Here is a 16287-nt window from a genome sequence, read left to right as displayed (position 1 = left end):
CCCATGGAAACAGAAGATCAACAAGTCGAACAGATAAAAGCGTTCTGGAAAGAACACGGTAAAGGCATTGTTGCTGGCCTCGTGATCGGTTTTGCCCTGTTTTACGGCTGGCGTTATTACGATGCGCAAACCCTCGCTAAGCAAGAAGCGCAATCTGAGCAATATGAACAAGTTGTCGCACAACTTGAAGCTGACGGTGCTGAAGCGCTGGCAAGCGCGAAAACCTTTGCAAACGAAGCTGCAGGTAGCACTTACGCAACGTTGGCAGCCTTTGAAGTAGCTCGTAAAGCTGCTGAAGGCGGCGACTTGGCGGCTGCTATCGAGGCGCTTGAGAATGCGCAGGCGAATGCCGAAGGCGCGTTGAAGCATGTCGCTAGCGTGCGCTTGGCTCGTTTGCAACTGGCCCAAGAGAATTACCAAGCGGCGTTAGCTGCGCTTGATCAAGTTGCGCAAGTCGAAGGCTTTAAAGCGAAAGCTGCGGAACTGCGCGGCGACGTATTGATGGCACAGGGCGATGCTGATGGTGCACGCCAAGCCTATGAAGATGCGATTGCAGCAGCAACTGAAGCGGGCGTTCCGACCCTACTGGTCGAAACCAAACTTAACAGCATTCCGGCGGCATCATGAAACAAGTTAAGTATCTGAAGCAGAGTCTCATCGTTGCTGCAGCCCTTGGTTTAAGTGGCTGCTCGGTGTTTGGCGACGAAGAACTGAGCTACAAAGAACTACAACCTTTCAACGCCAGTGTTCAACCTAGCGTGCAATGGGACGCGGGTGCAGGTGATGGGATTGGTGAGTTTTTCTCACGGCTGAATCCTACGGTTGTTGGTGACCATGTCGTGGTTGCTGATCGTGAAGGCATGATCATGGCTTACAACCGCGCCAGTGGTAAGCGTGTTTGGGAGCGTGACCTACAAGCCCAATTCGCCGCACAAGGTGAAGGTTGGTTGTCTGGTGCTGAATCATTGCGCATCAGCGGTGGTTTAGTGAGCTACGGTGACAACGTGGTGCTCGGCACCGAGAACGGCGATGTCATTATGGTGAATGGCACCGACGGTAGTGTCGTATGGCAGACCAATGTGAAGGCTGAAATTGTGTCAGACCCAGCCGTTGACGCCAACCATGTAGTGGTGACGGCAAGTAACGGTAAGGTTTTTGGTTTGAATGCGCAAAACGGGGCGGAGCTATGGAGTTTGGTAACTGACGTGCCAGCATTGAGCTTACGTGGTACTGGGGCACCGACGTTGGCCGCCGGCGGCGCAATTTTTGGTACAGCGAACGGTAAACTCACCGTCGCGGTATTGGAAAATGGCCAACAAGTTTGGGAAGCGCGCTTAGCTGTGCCGAAAGGTGCAACCGAGCTGCAGCGCCTAGTGGATGTTGACGCCGCACCAATTTCACGTGGCGACCTGATTTACAACATCGCCTATAACGGCCAGCTTGCCGCAGTTGAAATGCGTTCAGGGCGTGTCGTTTGGCAGCGCGAGTATTCGTCGTTCCAAAATATCGACATGTATGGGAACACCATCTATGCCACTGACGCTGATGACCGCGTGTATGCGATTAACGTTGATGGCGGTATCGAGCGTTGGGTCAACGCGGATTTTGAAGGCCGCGAGTTGACCGCTCCGGTTTATTTTAATGGCTCTATTGTGGTCGGCGATTCGTTCGGCTACTTACATTTTATCGACGCTGCTAGCGGCGAAACTGAAGGCCGTCTCGAAGTCGGTAGCGACGTTTACGTGGCACCGGTAGTGGCCGATAACGAACTCTATGTACAAACACGCGACGGCACGTTACTCGCGGTAAGGACTAACTAAGAATGTTACCTGTTGTGGCCCTGGTCGGGCGCCCAAATGTGGGCAAATCTACCCTGTTTAACCGGCTGACCCGTACTCGGGACGCACTGGTAGCGGACTTTCCTGGTCTAACGCGCGATCGTAAGTATGGCCAAGCCGATTACGATGGCTATCAATTCATCGTCATTGACACCGCGGGTGTGCATGGCGACGAAGAGGGCATCGACAAAGAAATGGCGTCGCAGTCGCTGCGCGCGATTGATGAAGCAGATGTCGTGTTGTTTATGGTTGACGCCCGTGACGGCATTACCAGTGCGGACTTAGGCATTGCCAAACACTTGCGTTCGATTGGCAAGAAAGCCTATGTAGTGGCGAATAAAATCGACGGCATCGATGCTGACGCGGCGCAAGCTGACTTTTACGAACTCGGCTTAGGTGAAGTCTACGGCATCGCTGCCGCGCATGGTCGTGGCGTCGAAAGCCTGCTGCACAAATGCTTCACCCCACTGCTCGACGATTATCCGGATATGTCCGTAGCCCGTAGTTCTACTACGGGTGATCTCGACGACGAAGCAGAAGCCACCGACATCCCCGAAGATCTATCCCACGACGAAATCGACTACGAAGCCTTACCGCTCAAACTCGCCATCGTCGGTCGACCAAATGTTGGTAAATCAACCTTAACCAACCGCATCCTCGGCGAGGAACGCGTGGTCGTCTTTGACATGCCTGGCACCACCCGTGACTCGATCTACATTCCGATGGAACGCGATGGCCGCGAGTACATTTTGATCGACACCGCCGGCGTGCGTCGTCGCGGTAAAATCGACGAAACCGTCGAAAAGTTCTCGGTGATTAAAACACTGCAAGCCATTGAAGATGCCAACGTGGTGATTTGCGTGCTCGACGCGCGCGAAACGGTCTCGGACCAAGATCTCAACTTGATTGGCTTTGCTCTGAATGCCGGGCGTTCAATTGTCATTGCGGTGAATAAGTGGGATGGCCTCGACAACGACCACAAAGAAGAGATTAAACGTGAACTTGATCGCCGTCTCGGCTTTGTCGATTTTGCGCGATTGCACTTTATTTCGGCATTGCATGGCAGCGGTGTTGGTAACCTGTTCGAGTCAGTGCTTGAAGCCTACGCCAGCGCAACTCAACGGGTCGGCACCTCGAAGCTCACCCGCATTATGGAAATGGCGATTGAAGAACATCAGCCGCCGCTCGTGCGCGGTCGTCGGGTTAAACTTAAGTATGCCCATGCCGGTGGTTACAATCCGCCGCGCGTGATCATTCATGGTAACCAAGTAAATGATTTGCCGGGCGCTTATCAGCGTTATCTGACCAACTACTTCCGCAAGTCGTTGGGCGTGATGGGCACACCGATTAAGATTGAGTTCCGTGAATCAGAAAACCCGTTTGCCGGCCGCAAGAACAAACTCACCTTGTCGCAGCAGCGCAAACGCAAACGCCTGATGAAGCACATCAAAAAACGCAAGTAGCAAGTACCCCGTGGTTCTACCACGGGCCACACCTGACGTTTCGACCATGGCCGTCCAATTCGGATCTCACCCGTTTGTACCCCGTGGTTCTACCACGGGCCACACCTGACGTTTCGACCATGGCCGTCCAATTCGGGTCTCACCCGTTTGTACCCCGTGGTTCTACCACGGGCCACACCTGACGTTTCGACCATGGCCGTCCAATTCGGATCCCCCCGTGGTAGAACCACGGGCTACCGTTTCATTTTCAACAATTCGCGGCGTTCTTTTTTATCGGGCTTATGGTCTGGGTGCGGGTTATAGAGGGCATTGGCTTTACGCAGCTCCGCTTCACGCTCCCGCCGTTCCTTTGAAGCTTCGGTTTCTTGATACAGCTTCTGCGCTTCAGGCGCTCCACGACGTTGATCACTGAGCTCCAACACTTCGACTTCCATCACGTCATAGCCCTTCTTGAGCTTGATCAGTTGCCCAACACTAATCGTCTTCGCCGGTTTCGGGCGCTGGCCATCAACATGTACTTTCCCTGATTGCACCATCTGCCGCGCAAGCGACCGTGTTTTATAGAAACGTGCTGCCCACAACCATTTATCGAGCCGAACATTTTCCATGAAACCTCCTCAGTTATTTCTGCGCCGGCGCAGGTACCCCGTGGTTCTACCACGGGTAAGGCTTGACGTTTTGACCATGATTGTTCGATTCGGATCCCCCCGTGGTAGAACCACGGGCTACACCTGACGTTTCGACCGTATCCATTCAATTGGACATGCCCCGCAGTAGAACTGCGGGCTACTCGTGGCTGCCAAAAACATCATCTAACCATGATGAATTGATGTGTGCCCACTCCGGCGGGTATTTGCCAGACGATAAATAACGCCTAAGTGTTGAATAGGGCCATGCCAGCGCATTTTCAACATAACCATGCTTGACGGGATTATAACAGCAATAGAGCACGTATAACTCATGTTCCCGTTCGTTGCGAATGGTGTGTTCATAATAGCTGTGATGCCACAGTGAACCATTACCCCGGCGCCTGCGCGCGGTTGAGTTACGGTGCGCCTTCGATTGGTTACCGTGCTGAGCCAAGGCTTTGGTGGTCAAAGATTTTATTTTGCGCCAACGGACGGGGATTTGGTCGTCGTTGACGATCCAGACGCAATGCATGTGATCAGGCAAAACCACCCATGCTTCTATTTCAAATGGGTGAGTTTTCATGGTTTCCCTTATCGCATTACGAAAGGCCTGCATGAAGGCCTCGCCTTGAAAAAAGGGGCGGCGGCGATAAGCGGTGACAGTGAAGAAGTAATAACCTCCTTCGAAATAGCGGCGAACGTTTCTCATGCCCACAGTTTGTATCGCCGCACCGCATTCGTCACCCTTATAAAAATGCAGGAAATCGCGTACGTAGCCCGCAGTTTTACTGCGGGGGGATCCGAGTCGGGCGGTCATGGTCGAAACGTCAGGCGTGTCCCGTAGTAGAACTACGGGTTACAAACGGGGGATCCGAGTCGGGCGGTCATGGTCGAAACGTCAGGCGTGTCCCGTAGTAGAACTACGGGTTACAAACGGGGGATCCGAGTTGGGCGGTTATGGTCGAAGCGTCAGGCGTGGCCCGTAGTAGAACTACGGGCTACCCGCTACCCGCTGAATTGAAAGGTTAGGCGAGGTCGGCTTCGGCGAAGCGGTATTCGGCGAGGCAGTAGTCGCAGGTCATGATGATTTCGCCGTCTTCGGCGAGAATCGCACGTAGCTCGTCCGGGTGTACCGCGGCCAAGGACTCAAGGGTGCGCTCGCGCGAGCAGCCGCAATGAAACGCAACCTGCTGCGGCGCGTAGAGTTCAAGATCTTCTTGGTGATACAAACGATGCAGCACCTCTTCACCAGACAATGCGTACAACTCATGCGCCGTCATCGATGCGGTCAACGTTTCCAAATGCTCGAACGCTGCCAAATCATGTCCAGCGGCAGGCAAGACCTGCAAGAACATCCCCGCAGCATGCTCCCCGTCGGCGTGCAACCAAACCCGCGTATGCAATTGTTCAGACTGCGCAAAATACCGTTCAATCACTTGCGCCAAACTTTCGGCGTCAGCATCAACCACGCCCTGATAACGCTCACCGTCGTCTGGCGTAATGGTGATAATCATCACCGCCTTACCAAACAACGCTCGAAAATCATTATTGTCATCGGCGATGGTGCCGCGAACCCGCGCCAATCCGCGCAGATCCTGCTGATGACTACCATTAACCGTAATAAAATTAATTGGTCCGTCACCTTGAACTTGTAGGCTAATGTGCCCCTCAAACTTCAACGTCGCACTAAGTAAAGCCGTCGCCGCCATCAGCTCACCCAGCAAGCGTTGTACCGGCGCAGGGTAGTTGTGCCCTTGTATCATGCGCTGATAACTGCTACTAAGTTGTACCAGCTCGCCGCGCACGTCTTGAGCAGAAAAAGTGTAACGATAGAGTAAATCAGTTGGATAATTCATAGCGTTTCAACACAGTGTAATATTTTGCGCGCATGATACCACAACTCCTTAATTTGATCTGTTCACATCATAGCTAAGGGGGTAGAATGGCTAGTAACGCTGTGCTGTCACAAAATTATAACGAAATCAAAGATGCAGATTGAGAACCCACAACTTCAGCGCTTTATCGCCTCCATTACAGCCTTTACCGCAGGGCCACGCTTTGTGCGTGGGTTGTTGTGGGTGCTGACGGCGCTCTTCGCGATTTACGCCGTCTGGACGTTAGCGCAAATGACTTGGCAGATGATCGCACCGGTGAGTCCGCCGGCCAGCGGCCCCCTAAAAATCCAAGTACAGCAGCAAAATAATGCTGGCAATACCTCATTCAGTAGACTGGCCGATTTAAACCTGTTCGGCACCACTACCGTAACAGCGAGTGACACCCGCAATGCGCCCAAAACGCAACTTAACGTACGCTTACTTGGCGTCACCGCCAGTAATGTGCCGGAACGATCAGCGGCGATTATTGAGAAGGATCGCCGCCAAGAAGTGTATGTGATTGGCGATAAAATCGCTGGCACCCAAGTGAGCATTGAAGAAATTTACGCCGATCGCGTCATCTTAAATAACAACGGCGCACTAGAGACCCTTGAGCTTGAAGGCATTGGCGAGCTGAGTGAGGGTTTAAGTCTAACGCTTGAGAATCAGCAGCGTGCACAACGCGACCAGAGCGACGAGTCAGTGACAGAACCCGCAGTCGAGGTTGAACAAGCGTACCAAGAACTGCGCCAAGGCGGCGACAGTAGCGCTTTGCTCGACTATATTCGGATTAGCCCAGCGATGTCTGGGAACGGCCTGCAAGGCTATCGTCTAAGCCCAGGGAAATACCCGGAACTCTTCACCAATGCAGGGTTCAAAGCAGGCGACATTGCCGTGGCCATTAATGGCCAAGATTTAACCGACGTCGCTAGTGCGCAGGCCGCCATTGGTGAGCTCCGCAACGCTCGTCAAATCATCGTGACGGTTTTGCGTGACGATGAATATCTCGACTTAGAACTGGCTGTTCCGAGCGAGTAAATAGCATAACGAGAATAATAGGACGCAACTATAGGACGCAACTATGCGTAGTTTGAGCACCGTATCAATGATCCTGACGAGTCTGAGTTTGGCATGTGCCATGGGGGTTAGCGCCTCGGCTTTTGCACAACAGGCAGCACAGCAAACTCGACAGCAGGCCAATGAAGAAGCCGCGGAATACGCAGCCAGCTTCAAAAACACCGATATTACCGAATTCATTCAAGTGGTCGGTCGCAATCTGGGTAAGACCATGATCATCGACCCTGACGTGCGCGGCACCATCAATGTGCGCAGCTACGACGTGATGAGTGAAGACCAATACTGGCAGTTTTTCCTGAATGTGCTCGAAGTCTACGGTTTTGCCACCGTCACCATGGAATCCGGCGTGGTTAAAGTGATGCGTGACAAAGATGCGCGCAACGGTGCGATTCCTGTGGTTGACGATAATTCTCTGGGCGGCGACACCTTGGTGACCCGCGTTGTTCCAGTCAACAACGTGAGTGTGCGCGAGTTGGCACCGCTATTACGTTTGCTAGCGGATAGCAGTGGTGGCGGCAATGTGGTCAGTTACGATCCGTCGAACGTTATTATGATCACTGGTCGTAGCGAAACGGTGCAGCGTCTTACCGAAATCATTGAGCGCGTTGACCGTGCCGGTAACCAAGACGTTGACGTGGTAAAACTGGAATATGCGTCGGCGTCTGAAGTGGTGCGCATCGCCTCATCGTTGTTCGAGAAAACCAATGAAGGCACGCCGCCGTTACTGATCCCTAAAATTGTCGCCGACGAACGTACGAACTCGGTCGTCGTAAGTGGCGAACCGCGGGCGCGTCAACGCGTCATTGCACTGATCAATCAACTCGACCAAGACCTAAAAACTGAAGGTAACACGCGCGTTTACTACCTGAAGTATGCCAAAGCGAAAGAACTGGTTGACGTGTTGCAAGGGGTCAGTGAAAGTATTCAAGCCGAACAGCAAAGCGGCAGTGGTACTAATCCGCAACAAGCACGCATGGCGCGAAACTTACGGGGTAGCAACACCAACGATATCAGTATTTCCGCTCATGAAGACAGCAACTCACTGGTCATTACTGCGGAACCCGACCTACTGGCGAACCTCGAAAATGTGATTCGGCAGCTCGATATCCGTCGCGCCCAAGTTCATGTTGAGGCAATTATTGTCGAGATCTTTGAAGGTGACGGCATAGATCTTGGCTTGCAATGGATTTCAGAAGACGGCGGTATGGTCCAGTATAACAACGGTCGCCAAGTACCGATTGGCCCGTTAGCCGCCGCTGCTTATCAAGCCCGCGAGCGCGAAGGGCGTACCACCCAGACGTTGGTGGATGGCAACTTAGTCACCACGACGGAGCCGGATGAGCCTGGTGATGTAAGCTTGTTGGCGCAGCTGTTAGGTAACGTGAATGGCATGATGGTTGGCGTGGTGAAGAACGACTGGGGCGCGATTTTGCAAGCCGTAGCGACCAACACGAAGTCAAACATTCTTGCAACACCAAGCATTATGACCGTGGATAACGAAGAAGCGTCGTTTTTGGTGGGGCAATCAGTACCGACCATCACGGGTGCGACAGCGGGCGACAACAACGAGAATCCGTTCCAAACCGTGGAGCGCGAAGATATTGGTATTAAGCTCAAGGTAACGCCGCAGATCAACGAAGGCGACGCCGTACAGTTGGTCATTGAGCAAGAAGTATCGAGCCTAAGTGGCGCAACCGCCGTCGACATTACGATTAACAAACGTACGCTAACGACCACGGTGATGGCTGACGATGGCCAGACCATCGTGCTCGGGGGCCTGATTGATGAAGACGTACAAGAAAGTGAATCAAAGATTCCGCTTTTAGGCGATATTCCGCTCGTGGGAGCACTGTTCCGCAGCACTTCGACGACCAAGCAAAAGCGTAACCTGATGGTGTTCTTGCGACCGACCATTGTCCGCGACTCCGGTACGGCCTATGGCTTGAGCAGTCGCAAATACAACTATATGCGGGCGCAGCAATTGCAGCGTAACGATGAAGGTGTCACCTTGATGCCGAACACCGAAACGCCAATCTTGCCTGAATTTAAAGATAGCGAACTTGCCATTCCGCCAGAGCTACAGAAGTACCTTGACGAGCGCAAGGGAGGCAACGGCAATGACTGATGTTGCCGAGCTCGCCGCGCGAGTGACGCCACGGCGATTGCCGTTTGGCTTCGCGAAGCGTTATGGCGTGGTGGTGGCGGACCACGGCGAGGGCGAGGATGCGGGCGCCTTATTGACCGTGCATTGTCGCGAAGAGGTCGAGCCCATTGTGCTGCGTGAAGTGCGGCGTGCGGTGGGTAAGCCGTTTACCTTAACAACCCACAGTGCCGAAGCTTTTGACGCTATTCTCACGCAGGCCTATCAGCGTGATTCGTCCGAAGCCAAGCAACTGATGGAAGACATTGGCAATGAGAGCAATTTGTTCTCGCTGGCCGATGAACTGCCGCAAACCGAAGACTTGCTGGAAAGCGAAGACGACGCGCCAATCATCAAGCTGATCAATGCGATGTTGTCAGAAGCGATTAAAGAAGGTGCGTCGGATATTCACATCGAAACCTTCGAAAAAGATTTGCTGGTGCGCTTCCGTATTGACGGCGTACTACGCGAAGTGATCCGCCCGAACCGTAAGCTGAGTTCGCTGCTCGTGAGCCGTATTAAGGTGATGGCGCAGCTCGATATTGCCGAAAAGCGCGTGCCGCAAGACGGCCGCATTAGCTTGCTGATTGCTGGGCGCGCAGTTGATGTGCGGGTATCGACCATGCCATCGAACCATGGCGAACGCGTGGTGTTGCGTTTGCTCGATAAAAACAATGCGCGATTGAACTTGCAACAGCTCGGCATGACCGACGGTAACCGCAAGATCTTTGCCGAGCTGATCAAAAAGCCGCACGGCATTATTTTGGTGACCGGTCCAACAGGTTCAGGTAAATCCACCACCCTGTACGCTGGCTTGATGGATATTAACTCCAAAGATCGTAATATTTTGACCGTCGAAGACCCGATTGAATATGCCATCGAGGGCATTGGCCAAATGCAGGTGAATCCGCGCGTCGACATGACCTTTGCACGAGGTTTGCGGGCGATTTTGCGGCAAGACCCCGACGTGGTTATGGTCGGTGAGATCCGCGACGTTGAAACCGCACAAATTGCGGTACAGGCCTCATTAACCGGTCACTTAGTACTCTCGACTTTACACACCAATACTGCCGCTGGCGCGATTACCCGTCTTGAAGACATGGGCGTTGAACCGTTTTTGTTGAGCTCGTCGTTGTTGGCGGTGTTGTCCCAACGCTTGGTGCGGACTTTGTGTGACGACTGTAAGACGCCGCTCAGCGAAGATAGCCAAGAATGCCGTGCCGTCGGTTGCGATAAGTGTAACTACACTGGTTATCGTGGCCGTACCGGGATTCACGAGTTGTTGGTGGTGGATGAAACCATTCGCGACTTGGTGCACAACGGTCATGGTGAGCAAGCCATTGAAAAATACGTGCGTAAGCATACGCCGAGTATCCGTCAGGATGGTCTCGATAAAGTAGCGCAGGGTGTCACCACACGCGAAGAAGTGTTACGTGTGACGCGCGAGGAGTAACCATGGGCGCTTATTCCTACCACGCGCTGGATGCCAAGGGCCGCAAAAAGACCGGAGTACTTGAAGCCGACACGGAACGGCAAGTCCGCCAGTTGTTGCGTGATCAAGGTTTGATTCCGGTTGCGGTGGACGAAGCGGAACAGTCAGGAACGGATAGTGCCACCAGCCAAAAGGGCTTTTCGGGGTGGTGGGCGCGCCGCAAAGTGCGCAAAATCAGCTCCGCCGACCTTGCCTTGATTACTCGTCAATTGGCCACCTTAGTGGCCGCCGCCATGCCTATCGAACAGGCGTTATTCGCCGTTGCCGAACAAACCGATAAACCGCGTTTACAAAAGTTAGTGATGGCGGTACGTTCGCGCGTGGTTGAAGGCTACGCGTTGGCGGTTGCCATGAGCGACTATCCGCATATTTTTGACAAGCTGTTCACCGCCATGGTTGCCGCTGGTGAGCGCTCCGGCCACCTCGACGAAGTGTTGAACCGCTTGGCGGATTACACCGAGCAACGCAATCAACTCAAGGGGCAATTGGTGCAGGCGTTGGTGTATCCGGCGGTGCTGACCTTTGTGGCGATTAGCGTGATCATTTTCTTGTTGGTGTCGGTAGTGCCACAAATCGTTGAGCAGTTTGGTGATTTGGGTCAAGAATTGCCGTTTATTACCCGTGCACTATTGGCTGTTAGTCAGTTCTTACAAACCTTCGGGCCCTTTATTTTAGTGGCGATTCTGGTGGGGTTAGTGATTTTTGGCCAGCTGTTGAGAAACGAACGTCGGCGCGACAAATTTCATGCGTGGCAACTGAAAGTTCCGTTAGTGGGGCGGGTCATTAAAGGCGTTAACACCGCTCGGTTTTCGCGCACCTTGAGTATTTTGACCGCTTCGGCGGTGCCCTTGCTCGAAGGTTTACAAATCACCGCACGAGTGCTGGGCAACCGTGCCATGCAACATGCGGTTACCGAGGCGGCTGATCGGGTCCGCGAAGGCTCTTCGTTACGTGCCGCGTTGGCGCAAACCAAACTGTTCCCGCCGATGATGCTGCATATGATTGCTGCCGGTGAAAAATCCGGTGAGTTGGAGCAGATGCTCGGACGTGCCGCGGACAATCAAGACCGCGACTTTGAAAACACCATGAATGTCGCGTTAAAAATATTTGAGCCAGCGCTGATCATTGTCATGGCTGCGGTGGTCTTAGTGATTGTAATGGCAATTATTCAGCCGATCTTGCAGCTTAATCAAGCGGTCGGTTTATAAATGGAGGAAGTATGAGAAAGAACAAAGGTTTTTCACTGATCGAAGTGATGGTGGTGATCGTGATTTTGGGCCTGTTGGCGACGCTTATCCTACCTAATGTGTTAGGTTCGGCCGATCAAGCCAACCGTCAAAAAGTGAAATCTGACATTGTGGCGCTGGAAAATGCACTGTCGCAATACAAGTTGGATAACGGTGTGTTTCCGACCACCGAGCAAGGGCTTGAGGCACTTATTGAAGAGCCTACCATTGACCCATTACCGCGCAACTATCGCCGTGGTGGTTATATTCAGCGTTTACCATTGGACCCTTACGGTTCGGAATACATGCTGTTGAGCCCAGGCGAATACAGCGATATTGATATTTTCTCTGCCGGCGAAGACCGTCAACCAGGCACCGACGATGACATCGGTAACTGGAACCTTGAAAACAACTAAGGGTTTTACCCTCGTTGAAGTGATGGTCACCATTGCCATCATTGGTTTGATGGCGGTGGCGGTCACCTTTGTCGTGCCTGACCAGCAAGATGATGCATTGGATGACGCGGCCGAGGATTTGTATCAACGCGTTCGTTATGCGCAGGAATATGCGCTGTTGCGCCATGCGATTTTAGGCTTGCGGATTGACGAGCAAGGCTACGCGTTTGTGCAGTGGCGCGAACAGCAGTGGCAGCCGCTTGATTTTCGCGGTTTAAGGGCGCAGGACTGGCCGCAGGATGTGGTGTTTGAGCTGCAAAGTGAAAACGAAGCATTGCTCGGGCAAGACGAAGATGCGGTGGAAGCGTTTTTTGCGCCACCCGAAGATGAAACGGTGACGACCGAGGAGCGCGAAGCGCAGCAACCGCAATTGTGGATTTTGGGTAGCGGCGACATTTCGGTTTTTAGCCTACGCTTGCAGCCGTTTGATAGCATAGACGGCGCCGGTTGGGTGTTACGCAGTGAAGATGGCTATAACCTGACGCTGCAACGCGCGGAGGAACTGTGATGGCCACAGGTCAACGTCGCACCCATGTGGTAGCCCGTGGTTCTACCACGGGTCAACGCTGCGCTGATGTGGTAACCCGTGGTTCTACCACGGGGTATGCCCCACGTTTAAATAATGGTTGTTCAATTCGGATTCCCCCCGTGGTAGAACCACGGGCTACACTCCGAACGCAGCGAGGGTTTACGCTGGTGGAAGTGATGGCGGCGCTGGCGATTTTCGCGATGGCGGCGCTTGCGGGGGTTGCTGCCGCAACCAATCACTTGAACGATCTCGCCTATATGGAAGAGCGCACCATGGCGCGCTATGCCGCCGCGAATGCCTTGGCGCGCATCACCTTGAGCGAGAATCCGCGCGAGCTGAAGCAGGGCACCGAAACCGTCGCCAGCAAGCAATGGCACTGGCGCGCCACCTTCACCGAAACCGTGACTGCCGACGTCAGCTACGTCGAAGTCACCGTCCGCCCCAGTCAAGACAGCACCGAGAAAAGCTATATTCTCGGCCGCTACCTGAGGGCCCCGCAATGACCCCGCGCATCGACCATCCCGTACCCCGTGGTTCTACCACGGGTCACCCTCGAATTGAACCGCCATTGCCGCAACGTCAGGCACACCCCGTTGTAGCCCGCAGTTCTACTGCGGGTCACCCTCGAATTGAACCGCCATTGCCGCAACGTCAGGCACACCCCGTTGTAGCCCGCAGTTCTACTGCGGGTCACCCTCGAATTGAACCGCCATTGCCGCAAGGTCAGGCATACCCCGTGGTAGAACCACGGGCTACCACAGTGCAGCAGCGCAAGCACGTCGGCTTCACGTTGGTTGAGGTGTTGGTGGCGATTGTGGTGTTCGCGATCATTGGCTTGGCCAGCGCGGCGGTGGTGAACAGCATGATGCGCACCAACGAACAAAGCGCCGAAGTACGTGAAGAATTACAACAGTTGCAACAAGCCATGTTGATGATCGAGAACGACTTACGCCAAGCCGTGTCACGGCGCACACCCGAAGGCGACTACTACGTGCGCGCAGGCTGGTTCAATCCTGGCAACCTGCTGGCCCGCAGCGAACTGCAACCCGTGCGCTACATCATTAACCAAGACCAACAACTGGTCCGCCAACACTACACCTACGCCGATATGAGTCCCACCAGTGACCCAACCGAGCGCGTAGTGCTTGAAGGCGTGACCGAATTTCAGGTTGAGCCCATCATCAAAGGCAGCGAGCGCAGCGGCTTAGGCATCACACTGAATCAGCAACCACAGGCCGAACAAGACGGCCCAATGGAAATCCCTGACGGCGTCGAAGTCACCCTCAAAACCGAGCGCTGGGGCACAATCGTACGCGTATTTATTTTAAACGGAGGCGACTTTAGTGAACCGCAAAGTTCCAATCAGCCTTCCCCGTAAACAGGGCGGCGTCGCGCTCATCATGGTGCTGCTCGTGGTGGCCTTGGTCACCGTGCTGGCAGTGCAGCTGAGCAAGCGTTTACAAATGAACGTTATTCGCACCATGAACTACCAGCAAAGCGAACAAGCCTATTGGTATTGGTTGAGTGCCGAAGAAATCGCACGGCAATTGCTACAGCTACAAGTCAAAGACAGCAAGGGCGTCATCCATCAAGGCCAAGTCTGGTACTTGCAAACTGAAGAAGAGCGAGTCTATCCGCTTGAAGGTGGCGGTAACGCTAATGTGGCGATTAAAGATCTACACAGCTGCTTCAACCTGAACGCACTCAAAGGCGACAGCCTGAGCACCGAACAGCTGGTGCGCCGGAAAGTCCAAATGCGTATGCTGCTGCAAGCGGCGATGCCAGATATTGACGATTACAAAGCCGATGTTATCGTCGAGAGCATGGCGGACTGGCTCGACCGCGACGAACAAATGGCCAGTAGCTATGGTGCCGAACGTTCTGATTATGAGAGTCTTAACGTGCCGTACCAAGCTGCCAACGACTTTTTTGTTCATGAAAGCGAGCTGCGCCTCGTCCGCGGTATCACCCAACCGGTATACCAAGCGTTGAAGCCGTATGTTTGTGTGATCCCGAACAGCAACAAAAACGAATTAAACTTCAACACGGTGGAGCACGGCGAGTTAGTCCATGCCATCACCCTTGGTGCGCTGACTGTCGACGAAGGCAAGGCTGCCCTCGAGAATCGTCCTGACGACGGCTATGATGGCATCGAAGATGCGCGCAACAACAGCATCTTGGCGCAAGCCAGCGGACAACCCATCAATCCAAATTTTGGTGGCGTACCGCGCCCTAGTGGCATTACCGCCGAATCGCTGGGCGGGATGTTTGACGATTTGGTGGTAAAAAGTAATTATTTCGAGTTAGATACCCAAGTACAATTCGGCGACATGGAATTACGTGGGCAAAGTAAACTCTACGTGGCAGAAGATGACAGTGTCGTTCTGCTGCGTGGACTAGGAGAACCTTAATGGAACAGCTCTATATTCATCTGGCGACGCCTGTGCGTTGGCTGATCTGGCATCCCAGCCAGCAAGAAGTCATTGCCAGTGGCGAGCTTAACGACCCGAGCGAGCTCAGTCAGCTCCACGATAAAGCACAGCGCTGCAACGTTACCGTGCTGGTGCCGGGGCAAGATGTGCTCTTAACCGAAGTGCGCTTGCCCGCGGGCTCGCAGCGCTTGTTGCCGCAGCTTATTCCGAACAGCCTCGAAGACGAGCTGGCCAGCGACATCGACAGTTTGCACTTTGCTTGGCCTGCCAATGCGAAACCAGCAGGTATGGATACGCCAATCCCCGTCACCGTGGTGAGCAAGGCGCATATGCAAGACTGGCTTGCCGCGCTGCAACAGGCGAACATCGAAGCCGACGCGATCTATCCGGATTATTTTGCCTTACCCGTGACCGAGCAAGGCGTGAAACTGCGCTTGGGCGCGAGCCTGTTGGTGCGCGAAAGCCAGTGGCAGGCCTACAGTACCGATGTGCCGCCACTGTTCGACAGTGAGGCCAGTGACATTAGTGCGCAGTATGAATTGCCGCTGCAAGTCGCTACCGCCGACCACGCGAAGCACACCATCAATTTACGTCACGGCGAATTCCGCGTGGTGCGCAAGCGCCGCAAACAAAGCGTGACGATGCCATGGCAGCCAGCAGCGATTGCAGCTGCGGTGGCCGTGGTTGTGGTCTTTGCCCAGCAATTCGTGACCTATGTGCAACTCGGTCAAGAAAATCAGCAATTGCAACAGGCCATCGAATCGACCTACCGTGAAGCGTTTCCGAACACCACGCGTATCGTTAACGTGCGGAGCCAATTGCGGCAACAGCTGAGCAGTGTCGGTGCCAGCGCCACAGCAACCGACTCAGCAACGGCGACCAATGCAGGCCTTGCCATGTTTGGCCAACTTGAACCAGCGTTCCGTGCGACACCTAGTGTCGAGCTCGATCGCGTGCGCTACAACAATGGCACGCTACAACTGCAAGTGAATGTGGAAGACTTCGAAAATCTACAACGCTTTCAAGAAGCGGCGAGCCAAACCGGATTAACCGTCAACCAAGGGCAAGTCACCAATCAGAACGGCGTGGTGAGTGGCGCGTTAGAAGTCACCGCAGGCGGGGGGGCCTAAGT

At 53.9% G+C, this 16287-nt stretch carries 16 protein-coding genes; 13 read left to right on the top strand and 3 right to left on the bottom strand.

The features are described from left to right. Positions 1–3: 3 nt before the first annotated feature. Genes NV375_RS06190 through der form a run of 3 tightly spaced genes read left to right on the top strand, consistent with a single transcriptional unit; the run spans position 4 to position 3301 of the window. Positions 4–627: a tetratricopeptide repeat protein gene (locus tag NV375_RS06190; protein WP_126771426.1), complete on the top strand. Its 624-nt coding sequence runs from the start codon at positions 4–6 to the stop codon at positions 625–627. After that, positions 624–1820, top strand: coding sequence for an outer membrane protein assembly factor BamB (bamB, locus tag NV375_RS06185; protein WP_126771424.1), 1197 nt, complete (start codon positions 624–626; stop codon positions 1818–1820). Before NV375_RS06190 ends, bamB begins: the two co-directional genes overlap by 4 nt. A 2-nt stretch (positions 1821–1822) precedes the next feature. Continuing rightward, positions 1823–3301, top strand: coding sequence for a ribosome biogenesis GTPase Der (der, locus tag NV375_RS06180; RefSeq protein ID WP_258807339.1), 1479 nt, complete (start codon positions 1823–1825; stop codon positions 3299–3301). Positions 3302–3534: 233 nt separating this feature from the next. On the opposite strand, the gene hslR is transcribed toward der, so the two are convergent. The 3 genes from hslR to hslO all read right to left on the bottom strand — a co-directional run bounded on the left by hslR (position 3535) and on the right by hslO (position 5786). After that, on the bottom strand, positions 3535–3909 hold the full coding sequence (gene hslR / locus NV375_RS06175; protein WP_126771414.1) for a ribosome-associated heat shock protein Hsp15: 375 nt from the start codon (positions 3907–3909) through the stop codon (positions 3535–3537). Positions 3910–4087: 178 nt separating this feature from the next. Then, positions 4088–4747, bottom strand: a complete 660-nt coding sequence (locus NV375_RS06170) for an REP-associated tyrosine transposase (RefSeq protein ID WP_258807338.1) — start codon at positions 4745–4747, stop codon at positions 4088–4090. Positions 4748–4955: 208 nt separating this feature from the next. Next, positions 4956–5786 (bottom strand): Hsp33 family molecular chaperone HslO, encoded by an 831-nt coding sequence (gene hslO / locus NV375_RS06165; RefSeq protein ID WP_258807337.1) that lies wholly within the window; start codon positions 5784–5786, stop codon positions 4956–4958. Between the two features lie 132 nt (positions 5787–5918). Between hslO and gspC the strand changes: the two genes are divergently transcribed. From gspC to gspL, 10 genes are read left to right on the top strand one after another with little or no spacing between them, the layout of a single operon-like run. After that, the gene (gspC, locus tag NV375_RS06160) at positions 5919–6842 is read left to right on the top strand and encodes a type II secretion system protein GspC (RefSeq protein WP_258807336.1); all 924 of its coding nucleotides are present in this window, start codon (positions 5919–5921) and stop codon (positions 6840–6842) included. 43 nt (positions 6843–6885) lie between these two features. Further along, a complete protein-coding gene (gspD, locus tag NV375_RS06155; protein WP_258807335.1) occupies positions 6886–9006 on the top strand; it encodes a type II secretion system secretin GspD in 2121 nt (706 codons plus the stop codon). After that, positions 8999–10474 carry a type II secretion system ATPase GspE gene (gene gspE, locus NV375_RS06150; protein ID WP_126771408.1) on the top strand — a complete coding sequence of 492 codons (1476 nt, stop codon included), beginning with the start codon at positions 8999–9001 and terminating at the stop codon, positions 10472–10474. Before gspD ends, gspE begins: the two co-directional genes overlap by 8 nt. Before the next feature lie 2 nt (positions 10475–10476). Continuing rightward, complete coding sequence (gene gspF, locus NV375_RS06145) at positions 10477–11721, top strand: type II secretion system inner membrane protein GspF (protein ID WP_258807334.1); 1245 nt, start codon at positions 10477–10479, stop codon at positions 11719–11721. Between the two features lie 11 nt (positions 11722–11732). Next, the gene (gene gspG, locus NV375_RS06140) at positions 11733–12155 is read left to right on the top strand and encodes a type II secretion system major pseudopilin GspG (RefSeq protein WP_126771405.1); all 423 of its coding nucleotides are present in this window, start codon (positions 11733–11735) and stop codon (positions 12153–12155) included. After that, positions 12121–12702 (top strand): type II secretion system minor pseudopilin GspH, encoded by a 582-nt coding sequence (gene gspH, locus NV375_RS06135; protein WP_258807333.1) that lies wholly within the window; start codon positions 12121–12123, stop codon positions 12700–12702. The genes gspG and gspH overlap by 35 nt, the downstream gene beginning before the upstream one ends. Further along, positions 12702–13226: a type II secretion system minor pseudopilin GspI gene (gene gspI / locus NV375_RS06130; RefSeq protein WP_258807332.1), complete on the top strand. Its 525-nt coding sequence runs from the start codon at positions 12702–12704 to the stop codon at positions 13224–13226. The genes gspH and gspI overlap by 1 nt, the downstream gene beginning before the upstream one ends. Next, positions 13223–14101 (top strand): type II secretion system protein GspJ, encoded by an 879-nt coding sequence (locus NV375_RS06125; protein ID WP_258807331.1) that lies wholly within the window; start codon positions 13223–13225, stop codon positions 14099–14101. Before gspI ends, NV375_RS06125 begins: the two co-directional genes overlap by 4 nt. Beyond that, on the top strand, positions 14067–15134 hold the full coding sequence (gene gspK, locus NV375_RS06120) for a type II secretion system minor pseudopilin GspK (RefSeq protein WP_126771397.1): 1068 nt from the start codon (positions 14067–14069) through the stop codon (positions 15132–15134). The genes NV375_RS06125 and gspK overlap by 35 nt, the downstream gene beginning before the upstream one ends. Next, complete coding sequence (gspL, locus tag NV375_RS06115) at positions 15134–16285, top strand: type II secretion system protein GspL (protein WP_126771395.1); 1152 nt, start codon at positions 15134–15136, stop codon at positions 16283–16285. Before gspK ends, gspL begins: the two co-directional genes overlap by 1 nt. The last annotated feature ends 2 nt before the right edge of the window (positions 16286–16287 follow it).

This window comes from Pseudidiomarina sp. CB1 (assembly GCF_024752025.1).
Taxonomy (GTDB): domain Bacteria; phylum Pseudomonadota; class Gammaproteobacteria; order Enterobacterales; family Alteromonadaceae; genus Pseudidiomarina.
This window is presented reverse-complemented; position numbering and strand designations above follow the sequence as displayed.

Coding starts and splice junctions, on each gene's coding strand:
- gspL (WP_126771395.1), top strand. CDS start 15,134: ATGGAACAGCTCTATATTCATCTGGCGACGCCTGTGCGTTGGCTGATC.
- hslO (WP_258807337.1), bottom strand. CDS start 5,786: ATGAATTATCCAACTGATTTACTCTATCGTTACACTTTTTCTGCTCAA.
- gspD (WP_258807335.1), top strand. CDS start 6,886: ATGCGTAGTTTGAGCACCGTATCAATGATCCTGACGAGTCTGAGTTTG.
- bamB (WP_126771424.1), top strand. CDS start 624: ATGAAACAAGTTAAGTATCTGAAGCAGAGTCTCATCGTTGCTGCAGCC.
- gspG (WP_126771405.1), top strand. CDS start 11,733: ATGAGAAAGAACAAAGGTTTTTCACTGATCGAAGTGATGGTGGTGATC.
- NV375_RS06125 (WP_258807331.1), top strand. CDS start 13,223: ATGACCCCGCGCATCGACCATCCCGTACCCCGTGGTTCTACCACGGGT.
- gspF (WP_258807334.1), top strand. CDS start 10,477: ATGGGCGCTTATTCCTACCACGCGCTGGATGCCAAGGGCCGCAAAAAG.
- gspH (WP_258807333.1), top strand. CDS start 12,121: ATGACATCGGTAACTGGAACCTTGAAAACAACTAAGGGTTTTACCCTC.
- der (WP_258807339.1), top strand. CDS start 1,823: ATGTTACCTGTTGTGGCCCTGGTCGGGCGCCCAAATGTGGGCAAATCT.
- gspE (WP_126771408.1), top strand. CDS start 8,999: ATGACTGATGTTGCCGAGCTCGCCGCGCGAGTGACGCCACGGCGATTG.
- NV375_RS06170 (WP_258807338.1), bottom strand. CDS start 4,747: ATGACCGCCCGACTCGGATCCCCCCGCAGTAAAACTGCGGGCTACGTA.
- gspC (WP_258807336.1), top strand. CDS start 5,919: ATGCAGATTGAGAACCCACAACTTCAGCGCTTTATCGCCTCCATTACA.
- hslR (WP_126771414.1), bottom strand. CDS start 3,909: ATGGAAAATGTTCGGCTCGATAAATGGTTGTGGGCAGCACGTTTCTAT.
- NV375_RS06190 (WP_126771426.1), top strand. CDS start 4: ATGGAAACAGAAGATCAACAAGTCGAACAGATAAAAGCGTTCTGGAAA.
- gspI (WP_258807332.1), top strand. CDS start 12,702: ATGGCCACAGGTCAACGTCGCACCCATGTGGTAGCCCGTGGTTCTACC.